This window comes from Dyella sp. (genome assembly GCF_035503745.1).
GTDB lineage: Bacteria > Pseudomonadota > Gammaproteobacteria > Xanthomonadales > Rhodanobacteraceae > Dyella_B.
This window is the reverse complement of sequence record NZ_DATJTC010000020.1, coordinates 120,985-132,438: the sequence shown is the minus strand read 5'-3', so window position 1 is coordinate 132,438 and position 11,454 is coordinate 120,985. Positions and strand designations below refer to the sequence as shown.

11 protein-coding genes are annotated in these 11,454 nt (G+C 66.8%); 9 read left to right on the top strand and 2 right to left on the bottom strand.

The genetic code is table 11. The annotated features are described in order from the left end of the window. Positions 1 to 91: 91 nt before the first annotated feature. From VME63_RS08365 to VME63_RS08345, 5 genes are read left to right on the top strand one after another with little or no spacing between them, the layout of a single operon-like run. A complete protein-coding gene (locus VME63_RS08365; protein ID WP_325432185.1) occupies positions 92 to 2,035 on the top strand; it encodes a chemotaxis protein CheA in 1,944 nt (647 codons plus the stop codon). A 1-nt stretch (position 2,036) separates the two neighbouring features. Continuing rightward, positions 2,037 to 2,777 carry a flagellar motor protein gene (locus tag VME63_RS08360; RefSeq protein WP_325432183.1) on the top strand — a complete coding sequence of 247 codons (741 nt, stop codon included), beginning with the start codon at positions 2,037 to 2,039 and terminating at the stop codon, positions 2,775 to 2,777. Next, positions 2,774 to 3,886, top strand: coding sequence for a flagellar motor protein MotD (gene motD, locus VME63_RS08355; RefSeq protein ID WP_325432181.1), 1,113 nt, complete (start codon positions 2,774 to 2,776; stop codon positions 3,884 to 3,886). The genes VME63_RS08360 and motD overlap by 4 nt, the downstream gene beginning before the upstream one ends. A 9-nt stretch (positions 3,887 to 3,895) precedes the next feature. Next, a complete protein-coding gene (locus VME63_RS08350; protein WP_325432179.1) occupies positions 3,896 to 4,372 on the top strand; it encodes a chemotaxis protein CheW in 477 nt (158 codons plus the stop codon). Then, complete coding sequence (locus VME63_RS08345; RefSeq protein ID WP_325432177.1) at positions 4,362 to 4,766, top strand: DUF2802 domain-containing protein; 405 nt, start codon at positions 4,362 to 4,364, stop codon at positions 4,764 to 4,766. The genes VME63_RS08350 and VME63_RS08345 overlap by 11 nt, the downstream gene beginning before the upstream one ends. A 9-nt stretch (positions 4,767 to 4,775) precedes the next feature. Here the strand turns inward: VME63_RS08345 and VME63_RS08340 are convergent, their stop codons facing one another. Then, positions 4,776 to 5,045, bottom strand: coding sequence for a flagellar biosynthesis protein (locus VME63_RS08340; protein ID WP_325432175.1), 270 nt, complete (start codon positions 5,043 to 5,045; stop codon positions 4,776 to 4,778). Then, on the bottom strand, positions 5,042 to 6,169 hold the full coding sequence (locus VME63_RS08335; RefSeq protein WP_325432173.1) for a flagellar hook-length control protein FliK: 1,128 nt from the start codon (positions 6,167 to 6,169) through the stop codon (positions 5,042 to 5,044). Before VME63_RS08335 ends, VME63_RS08340 begins: the two co-directional genes overlap by 4 nt. 458 nt (positions 6,170 to 6,627) lie before the next feature. Between VME63_RS08335 and VME63_RS08330 the strand changes: the two genes are divergently transcribed. From VME63_RS08330 to VME63_RS08315, 4 genes are all read left to right on the top strand, one after another. Continuing rightward, a complete protein-coding gene (locus tag VME63_RS08330) occupies positions 6,628 to 6,948 on the top strand; it encodes an STAS domain-containing protein (RefSeq protein WP_325432171.1) in 321 nt (106 codons plus the stop codon). A 14-nt stretch (positions 6,949 to 6,962) separates the two neighbouring features. Next, positions 6,963 to 7,325, top strand: a complete 363-nt coding sequence (locus VME63_RS08325; protein ID WP_325432169.1) for a response regulator — start codon at positions 6,963 to 6,965, stop codon at positions 7,323 to 7,325. Positions 7,326 to 7,549: 224 nt separating this feature from the next. Next, positions 7,550 to 9,523 carry a chemotaxis protein CheA gene (locus VME63_RS08320; protein WP_325432167.1) on the top strand — a complete coding sequence of 658 codons (1,974 nt, stop codon included), beginning with the start codon at positions 7,550 to 7,552 and terminating at the stop codon, positions 9,521 to 9,523. A 146-nt stretch (positions 9,524 to 9,669) separates the two neighbouring features. Beyond that, positions 9,670 to 11,364 carry a methyl-accepting chemotaxis protein gene (locus VME63_RS08315; RefSeq protein WP_325432165.1) on the top strand — a complete coding sequence of 565 codons (1,695 nt, stop codon included), beginning with the start codon at positions 9,670 to 9,672 and terminating at the stop codon, positions 11,362 to 11,364. The last annotated feature ends 90 nt before the right edge of the window (positions 11,365 to 11,454 follow it).

The window sequence follows — 11,454 nt, the reverse complement described above, 5'->3', positions numbered from 1 at the left end:
GCGCTCTTGCTCCGCACACAAGTTTCACCCCACCCCAGTCCTTCCCTGCTGCACGCAGGGGAGGGAGTGCCGCCGCGATGGATGTACGTTGATGGATTCGAATCTCGACAGCGAGCTGCGTGACGATTTCCTGGTCGAGGCCGGGGAGTTGGTGCAGCGGCTGGGTGAACAGCTGATCGGGCTGGAAGCCTCGCCGCACGATCGCGAATTGCTCAATGCCGTCTTCCGCGTCTTTCACACGGTAAAGGGCGGTGCCGGCTTTCTTGGCGTGGAGCCGATGGTGCAACTGTGCCATTGCGCCGAGGAACTGCTCAACGACGCGCGCAACGGCCGGCTGGTGATCAGTTCGGCGCACATGGATGCGCTGCTCGAATCGCTGGACCTGCTCAATGTGATGATGGCGGCGCTGGCCAACGGCGAAGCGATGGCGCCGCCGCCCGCAGCCTTGCTGGCGCGCCTGCAGCCGCCGGCCGAACCGGCGCCGGCGGCCCAAGCGCCGGCCAAGGCGCGCGCCGCCGATCCGATCGAGGCGGAATTCGAAGCCCTGCTCGACACCTTGTACGGACAGGGCGGCGTGCCCGGCAAGCCGGCGCACGCCAACACCGAAATCGGCGACGACGAATTCGAAAGCCTGCTCGACACGCTGCACGGCAAGGGCAGCGCGCCCGGTGCCAGGCCCGAAGCCGCGGCGGAAAAGAAAGAAATCAGCGACGACGAATTCGAAGCGCTGCTGGACAACCTGCACGGCAAAGGCAGCGCGCCGGGAAGCGTGGCCGCCACGCCGGCTACGGTTCCTGCGCCGACGCCCGCGCCCGCTGCGGCCGAACCGGCGCGCGCACCGGCGGCCAAGCCGGCGCAAGCGGAAAACACCGTGCGCGTGGACACCACGCGCCTGGACGCGCTGGTCAACCGCGCCGGCGAACTGGTGCTGCTGCGCAATCGCCTGCTGAGCCTGGCCACGCGCAGCGACAACGAAGCCCTGTCGGCGATGGCCGGCGATCTGGACCGCGTCTCCGACGATCTGCAGAACGCAGTGCTCGGCATGCGCATGCAGCCGGTCGGCCGCCTGTTCCAGCGCTTTCCGCGCATCGTGCGCGATCTGGCGCGCCAGCTCGGCAAGGAGATCGAGCTGGTCACGCAGGGCGAGGACACCGACCTTGACCGCAGCCTGGTCGAAGCACTGGCCGATCCGCTGATCCATCTGCTGCGCAACGCGGTCGACCACGGGCTGGAAGATCCGGCCGGCCGCGAGCGCGCCGGCAAGCCGCGCAAGGGCAAGGTCACGCTGTCGGCCAGCCAGCGCGGCGAACGCATCGTGATCTCGGTCAGCGATGACGGCCGCGGCATGGATGCGGAAGTGTTGCGCCGCAAGGCCGTGGAGAAGGGCATCATCGATGCGACGCAGGCGGCGCGTCTATCGGAAGTGGAATGCTACGAACTGATTTTCCGCCCCGGCTTCAGCACCGCCGCAACCATTTCCGATATCTCCGGACGCGGTGTGGGCATGGACGTGGTCAAGACGCGCGTGGCCGAACTCGGCGGCACGCTGCAGGTGCATTCGCGCCTGGGCCACGGCAGCACGCTGGAACTGACCGTGCCGCTGACGCTGGCGATCCTGCGTGTGCTCATGGTGCGCGTGAGCGATCGCCTGTTCGCACTGCCGCTGAGCAACGTCAACGAAGTGTTCGAGTTGAATCCGCAGCACGACCACATGCTCGACGGCCGGCGCGTCGCCGCGCATCGGGGCCGCGCGCTGGTGCTGGGCGACCTGGGCGATTGGGCCGGCGTATCCGGACCTGGCGGCGGCCACGTGGTGGTGTTGCATGTGGGCCACATGCATCTGGGTTGCCTGGTGCATGAGGTGCTGGGGCGCGAAGACGTGATGGTCAAGCCGCTCGGGCCGCTGTTCGAAGGCGTGCCCGGCGTGGCCGGCGCCACCGTCACGGGCGACGGCCGGCTTGCATTGGTACTGGACCTGGCGGCGTTATCGCAGGACGACGGGCGATTGCTTCCCTCGTTGAAGGTATCGGCGTGATATGGACTTCATAAGCATCGCCGGCACCATCCTCGCCTTCGTGGTGTTGATCGTCGGCGCCATCTTGAAGGGCACCGACGTTTCCGCGCTGTGGAACCCGGCGGCGTTCGTGATCGTGTTCGTGGGTACCCTTGCCGCGTTGTTGCTGCATACGCAGGGCATCGTGCTCAAGCGCGCGATGGGCATGCTGAAAATGGTGTACCAGCCGCCGGAGCTGCGTCCGTCGGACCTGATCAGCCGTGTGGTCGGCTGGAGCGAAATCTCCCGCCGCCAGGGCTTGCTGGGGCTGGAGCCGCACATCGAGGCGGAAGACGATCCCCTGGTAAAAAAAGGCCTGCAATTGCTGGTCGACGGTAGCGAGCCGGACGCGATCCGCACCGTGCTCGAGCTGGAAGTGGAAACGCGCGAGGCCGCCGATCTGCATGCGGCCAAGGTGTATGAGCAGGGCGGCATCTATTCCCCCACCATGGGCATCATCGGCGCGGTGCTCGGCCTGATGGCGGTGATGCGCGATCTCACCGATCCGGCCAAGCTCGGCCATGGCATCGCGGCGGCGTTCGTGGCGACCATCTACGGCATCAGCCTGGCCAACCTGTTGCTGCTGCCGATCGGCGCGCGCCTGAAAGCGTTGATCACCAAGCAGACGCAGGTGCGCGAGATCCTGATCGAGGGACTGATTTCGATCGCCGAGGGCGACAACCCGCGGCAGATCGAAAGCAAGCTGCAGGGCTATCTCGTATGAGTCGCCGCCACACGAAAAAACATAAGCACGACGAGCACGTCAATCACGAAGCATGGGTTATCCCCTATGCCGACCTGCTGACGCTGCTGCTGGCGCTGTTTGTGGTGCTTTATGCGATGTCCAGCGTCAATACCACCAAATACCGTGCGCTGGCGCAGGCCATTTCCTCGGCGTTCAACGGCTCGCGCGCGGTGATCCAGCCGGTAACGCCCAACGCGCCGCAATCGAGCGTGCCCGTGCCTGCCAGCAAGCCCTCGCCGATTCCGCGCACGCCGCTGGCACAGGTGCTGCTGCCGGTGCTGACCCAGCACATCAATACACCTGACACCACCCAGGCCACACCGTCGGATCAGAACAAAAACAGGCTCAGCGAAGAACAGCAGAATCTCGAGCGCATCCGCAGCGAAGTCGAGCATGCGCTGCAGCCGCTGATCGACAAGCAACTGGTGGTGGTGCGCCGCACGCCGAACTGGCTGGAAATCGAGATCCGCACCGACATTCTGTTTCCCAGCGGCGTGGCCACGCTGTCGCCGTCGGCCAATGACGTGCTGGCGAGCCTGGGCACGATCCTGGCGCCCTTTGCCAACCCCTTGCGCGTGGAAGGCTATACCGACGACGTGCCGATCGACACCAGCGTCTATCCCTCTAACTGGGAACTCTCCGCCGCGCGCGCGGCGAGCGTGGCGCGCCTGTTCGCGCAGCATGGCGTCGACCCGCAGCGCCTGGGGATCGTCGGCTGGGGCCAGTATCGCCCGGCCGCCGACAACGATAGTGCGGATGGCCGCAACAGAAACCGCCGCGTGCTGGTGGTGGTGCTGAGCGACAAGGCTGCGCCGCGCCGCTTCTACACCAACAGCGACCAGATCGCCGGCGACACCGACGACAAGCCGGCGAGCCAAGCCGTCAACGCAGCGGCATCCGCGCCGGTCCCGCCGACAGGCACGCAAATCGCCGCGGGTGCAACATCGCCGACATCTGCAACGCCTACGGTAGCGGTACCGCCGCCGCTGATGCTGCCCAAGACACCGGTGATCACGCCGATCGCCACCATCGTGGCCAGTCCCAACGCCGCGCCGTCCGCGCACATCACGTCCGACAGCAAGGAATAACGCACGCGCATGAGCCTCGTTCCCGATATCCAAGCGCTGGTGCGCGAACCATGGCTGTCCTTTCAATTGGACGGCCAGCATTACGCGGTGCTGCTCAGCCAGGTCAGCGAAGTCATTCGCGACGGCGCGCCCACGCCGGTGCCCGGCGCGGCGGCGGACTTGCTCGGCATCTTTCATCTGCGCGGCAATATCGTGCCGGTCATGGACGGACGCCGCCGTCTTGGCTTGAAGGATGTGGCGCCGGGCGATCCGTCGGCCGTGCGCATCGTGGTGTTCGCGCATGAAACGCATCGCGTGGGCGTGCGCGTGGATGCGGTGGGCGAGCTACTGCAGCCGAAGGCCGAGGCGATCGCGCCGCCGCCGGTGCGCTCCGGACGCGTGGACGATCCCGTACAAGTGGTGATGGGCTGGCAGGGCGGCTTCGTGGCCCTGCTCGACGTGGCGCGCCTGTGTCGCCTGCAGCGGGAGTTGCCGCATGTGGCTTGAAATCGCATTTGCCGCGCTGGCGCTGTTGCAGATCGTCACGCTCGTGTTGCTGCGGCGGCAGGGGCGCCGCATCGAACGCATGCTGGCCGGCCGCCAGGGTGAATCGGGCGTGCCGGAATTGCTGATGATCAATGCGCTCAACAAGGTCGATCACCGCCTTGGCGTGCTCGAAGCGCGCACGCAGCAGCAACCCCAGGCACCGCGGCGTTCGGTGGAAATCCGGCCTACCCAGATGGCGATGCCGGTCGCCGGACAGCACGTGGTTGCGCACAACTACGAACTGGCACAGCAGTTGGCGCGCGAGGGCAGCGATCTGGAACAGCTGATGACTCGCTGCGGCCTTTCGCGCAACGAAGCGGAACTGGTGCAGCGCCTGTACGCCAAGCGCGCGTAGGCGCGGCCGCTACGGCTTGCGCGACGCCTCGTAAAGGGTGGCGAGCACCGCCGCGGCCGCCGCGTACAAGGTTGGCGGCACGTCCGCGCTCATGCGCAGGGATACCAGCAACGCGGCCACCTGCGGATCGTGGTGCAGCGGCAGGCCCAGCGCATGCGCATGCTTGAACAGGTTTTCCACGTCACCGGTGCGCGGATGCCCGGGCGTGGCGGCGCCATCGCCGCCCGGCAGGCGCAGCACGACTTTGCGTTGCGGCTTGGGCAGCAGCGGCTGGTTCATACCGTGGCCTTCAAAAACACCGCGCTGACGCTGCTGCCCGCCTGCGGAAGACCGTGCTGGCAGCTGAGCTGATCGAGAAAAAGGCCCGTGGCGTCGACGCGCGCGCGCAGGGTCTCAAACTGGTTTTCCAGCAGGTCCACCGTTTCGCGCTGCTGCGCCCACAGGCGCACCGATAGGCGCAGGCCGCGCAGGTGCAGCTCGCCGCTGATCGGGCCCAGCGCGGGCAGGTCGAGCGAAAAGCCCATGGTCCAGTCTTGTTCGGCTTCCTCCTGGTGCTTGAGCAACAGCTGCAGCACGTCGGCGCCGTCTTCGTCCTGCACCGGCACTTCCACCGTCCAGTGCGCGGGCGTGGCCTGCAGTTGCGCCACTTCCAGGCGCGCCAGCGCGGCCAGCACATCGGTGTTAAGGCGCGGCAGGAAATCGGTGGCTTCGGTGGAGTTGGCCAGGTCCGGCGGCAGCGGCCAGCGGCCCTGCGGCACCGCACCGCGATACAACAGCGGCGGATCGACTTCCGCGTCACTGCTTTCGGTCGGAGCGGGTTGTCCCTTGAGGATCGCCACCAGGCGCAGCATCGCGCTTTTCATGTCATCGTGCGCGGTGGTGGCATCGCTGGCCGGCGCCTGTGCGAGCTGGGCTTCCAGGAACAGGCCGCTGCGGTTGATCGCCTGGCGCAGGCCTTCGGGCGTGGCCAGCTCCTGCGGCGTGCTCATGCTGTGTTCGAGCAGGGCCAGTGCCGAGCGCACATACGGCGGCAACTGCTTGGCGACGGACCACTGCGACAGCGCGCCGACCGTTGCCAGCATCGGTGCGTAGCCGTTCTGCTGCGGCAGGCGGCTGCGCAACGCCTGCGTGATGGTGCTTTCCAGCGGCGAGGCGCCGAGGATTTCCAGCTGCGGCTGCGCACCGACACTGAGCACCCGCACCTGGAACTGCGGCGGCAGCTTGGTACCGGGCGCTTCGGCCTCCACGGTGACGGCGCCGACCTGCAGCACCATCAGGCCTTCCTCGCTGATGCCGATGGGTCGCGCGGACAACACCGCGCCGATGCGCCAGCCTTCTGAGCTGGCGCCGGCGGCGGCACCGATCCAGGTCAGTGCGGCAACGCTGGTTGGCTGGATGATCACGCGGACTCCTCGGCCTGCGATCGCGGATGTTCGCAGGCCCTGGTGGTGGGTATCGGCGAGGCAAAGCGGGACTTTAGGGTTTTCCTCCGCAAATTTTTGTGTGCATGTGCCCCGTGGCGTTGCATTCGCCGTGCCGCGGGCCCAATGGCGGCGTGGATCAGCGTCTTGAACTGAGATGCCCGTCACATAAGAAAAATTCCTACGCCGGCTTTGTCCGAAGCGGTCCGTGTCTTGCGGATCGAGCGCGTGCGCGCCGCAGGTTCCACCGGCGACCCTCGCCATGCGCGCCGGCCACGGCCGATGCCGGCGGCTGGAGTGCCTATCGAGCCCCGTGACCGGGTCACGATCCGGGCCGGCAAAACACGCCGATCCGCGCAAAAGAGCTGCCGGCGACGCCTAAAGCTGCCACCGCCGCGGCCGATAAGACACCCAACAGAAACCCGTCGAGGGCCGCACGCATGGGCAGCAAGAGCAAACCAGAGGCAACCGTCAGCAGCGAAGCGCGGATTGGCATTCCCGCCGACTGCCGCATCGCCGACGTCGGCGACCTGCATCGCAAGCTTTCCGATGCCTTCGACGCGCCGCAGATCGTGCTCGATGCCAGCGCCGTAGAGCGCGTGGATACCGCCGCCCTGCAGCTGCTGGTGGTGTTCCAGCGCGAGGCGGCCAAACGCGGCAAACAGATGAGCTGGGCCGGCGTAAGCGCACCCCTGCACGAGGCGGCCAGCCAGCTCGGCCTGGCGCAAACATTGGCGTTGCCGGCGAAACAGCCGGCCTGAACTTGAGGTGGACGATGGCAAAGATTCTTGCAGTAGACGATTCGGCTTCGATGCGCGGCATGGTGGCGTTTACCCTGCGTAGCGCCGGCTACGAAGTCAGCGAGGCGGAAAACGGCCAGCTTGCGCTGGATACCGCCGCGTCCTCGCGCTTCGACCTGGTACTGGCCGACGTGAACATGCCGGTGATGGACGGCATCAGCATGGTGCGCGAGCTGCGCGCGCGTCCCGATTACAAGGGCGTGCCGATCCTGATGCTTACCACCGAATCCAACACCGACAAGAAAATGGAAGGCAAGGCCGCGGGCGCGACCGGCTGGCTAGTCAAGCCGTTCGATCCGGAGCAGTTGCTGGCGACGGTGCGCCGCGTCCTCGGCTGAGCCGCGACAGTAGAAACCGGGCTTTTTCCTCTCCTCTATGGGGAGAGGGCAGGGTGAGGGGCCATCGTGCGAAGGTGTTGTCGGGTAGCAAGAGCGCATCTTGCCCTTCGCAGCAGGCGCGATGTTCCGGCAAGCGCGGCCCCTTACCCCAACCCTCTCCCCGCGGGGGAGAGGGGGTTATCGCGCAGCAATCAGGCATCAGGGTTAACTCAGAGACTTTCTTCATGAGCACGATCAGCGTCACGCAGTTCCACAAAGTTTTCTTCGAGGAAAGCCTCGAGGGACTCGATGCTATGGAAACGGCATTGCTGGCGCTGGACGAAGGCGGCGACGCGGAGCTGGTGCACAGCATTTTCCGCGCCGCGCACTCGATCAAGGGCGGCGCGGCCACCTTCGGTTTTCCGGAAATGGCTGCCTTCACGCACGAAGCGGAGTCGCTGCTGGACCAGGTGCGCGACGGCCGCCGTGCGATCGACAAGACCATCATCGAACTGATGCTGCGCACGGTCGATTGCCTGCGCGGCATGTTCGAGCGCGCGCAAGCCGGGCAGCCGCTCGCCGATGAGGCCAGCGAAGCGTTGAAGCGCGAACTGGCCGCCGCGGTCGGGCACGCCGTGCCGGCCGCGACGGCGAAAGCTGCCGCCAAGCCGGCCGCATCGAGCGGCTGGACCATTCAATTCCGTCCCCATGCCGGCATGCTGGCCGGCGGCAACGATCCCTTGCGTCTGCTGCGTGAACTGGCCGGGCTTGGGCAGCTGACCGTCGAGGCGCAACTCGATCGCCTGCCCACGCTGGATGCGCTCGATCCCGCCCAGTGCCACCTGGGCTGGCATCTCACGCTCACCGGCGCGGCCACGCGCGAAGCGATCGCCTCGGTGTTCGATTGGGTTCAGGACGAGTGCGACCTGAGCATCGAACCGCATGCCGTCGCCGCACCGCCTGCCGCACCGCCGGTGGAAGCGGTGGCCGCGCCGGCCGCCGCCGCCGGCCCCGCGCGCAGCGCCCCGGCCAGCAGTAACGATGCCGGTTCCGTGCGCGTGGGCATCGACAAGATCGACAGCCTGATCGACCTGGTCGGCGAACTGGTCATCACCCAGGCGATGCTCGACCAGTTCCGCGAAGATTTCGATCCCTCGCGCCTGACCATGCTGCAGGAAGGCCTCGCGCAACTCGCCCGCCATACGCGCTCCCTGCAGGAAAGCGTGATGGGCATCCGCATGCTGCCGATCGGCTCGGTGTTCAACCGCTTTCCGCGACTGGTGCGCGATCTCAGCCAAAAGCTGGGCAAGCAGGTGAAGCTGGACCTGGTCGGTGAACATACCGAACTGGACAAAACCGTACTGGAAAAAATCGGCGACCCGCTCGTGCACCTGGTGCGCAACGCGATCGATCATGGCCTGGAAACGCCGGACAAACGCCGCGCCGCCGGCAAGGGCGACATGGGCACGCTGCGCCTGGAAGCCTCCCATCGCGGCGGCTCGATCGTGGTGGAAATCGTCGACGACGGCGCCGGCCTCAATCGCGACGCCATCATCAACAAGGCGCTGCAGAAGGGCCTGATCAAGAGCGCCGAAGGCATCACCGACGATGAAGTGGGCGAGCTGATCTTCCAGCCGGGCTTCTCCACCGCCGCGGTCACCACCGACCTCTCCGGCCGCGGCGTGGGCATGGATGTGGTCCGCCGCAACGTGGTGGACCTTGGTGGCCACGTCGGCATCAAGAGCCGGCCCGGCAACGGCACCACCTTCACCATTACGTTGCCGCTGACCCTGGCGATCATCGATGGCCTGAGCGCGGGCGTGGGCGAGGAGTGCTACATCGTGCCGCTGGTGTCGATCGTCGAATCGATCCAGCTGCAGGCCGATGCCGTGCGCAGCGTAACCGGCGGCGGCGAGCTGTTCCGCTTCCGCAACGAATACATTCCGATCATCCGCCTGCACCAGCAGTTCGGCTGCGCCGATGCGCGGCAGAAAATCGAAGAGGGGCTGGTGATCGTGGTCGAGGCGGACGGCCATCGCGTGGGGCTGTTCGTCGATGAGCTGATCGGCCAGCAGCAAGCGGTGGTGAAATCGCTGGAAGCCAATTACCGGCGCGTGGAGGGTATCTCCGGCGCCACCATCCTGGCGGACGGTTCGGTTGCGTTGATCGTGGACGTGGCGGGCATCATCCGCCTGCAGGCGCGACGCAAGGCCGCATAACGCGCCATGGCGGCGGCGCGGAGGGCGCCGCCGGTTTCAAGAAAGGAAGGTAACGGACGTGCCAAGGGGGTGGCGCGTGGCTGTGCCGTGCATCAATCCGGGTGCTAGCGCGCCCATTTTTCATCCGTCATTCGAAGGTTGCCGTCATGATGTCCCCGTTGAAATTTCTCGATCGCCTGAGCCTTGCGGCACGGGTGTGGCTGGTCATCGCCATTGTGGTGGTAGGCCTGATCGCGCTGACCGTGATGTCGGCGATGGATAGCCGCAGCCTGCAGATGGAGGCGCGCCGGCGTGCGCTGGGCGACGAGGTGACCACCGCGATAGCGCTGGTGCAGAGCTATCACGACCGCGCCGCGAAAGGCGAATTCAGCGACGCCCAGGCACAGAAGCGCGCGCTGGCGGCGATATCCACGCTGCGCTGGAACCATGGCGCGGGCTACCTCTACGCGTTCGATTCCAACCTGGTCATGCGCATGCATCCGGTGATGCCCAAGCGCGTGGGTTCAAGCATCAAGGACGAGACCGATTCCACCGGCAAATACATGTACCGCGACATGCTGGCCGCCGACCAGCGCGACGGCTTCGGCGTGACCGAGTACATGTGGCCGATGCCAGGCAGCAAGGGCGACAAGCTGAAGATGACCTACACCGCCTGGTACAAACCGTGGGACCTGCACATCGCCGCCGGTGCGTATTTCGTGGACATCGACGCGCAGTTCACCCACATGCTGGCCGGAAGCCTGCTGCGCGCCACCCTGGTCGGCCTGCTGGTGATCCTGATCGTGTGGCAATCGATGCGCAGCATTCGCCTGAGCATCGGCGGCGAGCCGGCGTTCGCGGTGGCGATGGCCGCGCGCATCGCCGATGGCGACCTGACCATGGCCGATGCCGCCACCGCGCCCCCGCCGGCCAGCCTGCTCGATGCGCTGCAACGCATGCGCGGCCAGTTGACCGGCATTGTCGACAAGGTGCAGCACAGCGCGCACGCGGTGACCTCCGCCGCGCAGCAGATCGCCAGCGGCAACGACGACCTGAGCTATCGCACGCAGGAGCAAGCCTCCAGCCTGGAGGAAACCGCCGCCTCGATGGAGCAGATGACCTCCACCGTCAAGCAGAGCGCGGACAACGCCCGCCACGCCAGCGACCTGGCCGCGCAGATGCGTGCGCAGGCCGAGCATGGCGGCAACGTGGCCGCACGCGCCAGCGGCGCGATGCAGGCGATCGAGCAGGCAAGCTCGCACATCGCCGAGATCGTGGGCCTGATCGACGAAATCGCCTTCCAGACCAACCTGCTGGCGTTGAACGCCGCGGTCGAGGCGGCCCATGCGGGCGAGCAGGGGCACGGCTTCGCGGTGGTCGCCGGCGAAGTGCGCAACCTGGCCCAGCGCAGTGCGCGCGCCGCCAAGGACATCAAGGCCCTGATCGGCGACAGCGTGGACAAGATCCAGGCCGGCTCGCAGCTGGTGGACGAATCGGGCAAGGCGCTGGCCGGGATCATCGGCAGCGCCAAGAAGGTGGCCGACATCGTGGAAGAGATCGCCGCGGCCAGCCAGGAGCAGTCCGGCGGCATTGAACAGGTCAACCGGGCCGTTACGCAGATGGACGAGGTGACCCAGAAGAACGCCGCCCTGGTCGAAGAGGCCGCCGCCGCCGCCCGCGCCATGCAGGAGCAGGCCGACCAGCTGCAGGGGCAGATGCGCTACTTCCGGCTGCCCGAGGCGGACGACGTCCAGGCCGCCCCGGCGGCTCGCCCGGCGTCCCGCAAGAGCGCCCCGCCGGCCCGTTCGCAAGAGCCTGCGATGCGGCCGCTGGCCGTGGCCGGCGAATGGGCGGAGTTCTGAAACCACCCCCCAAAAGCTCAAGTTTTACGCGAGACAGCCGATCCATCTTTCGAACGGGAGCACGGCCTGGTGCTCCAACGACGAGGCAAA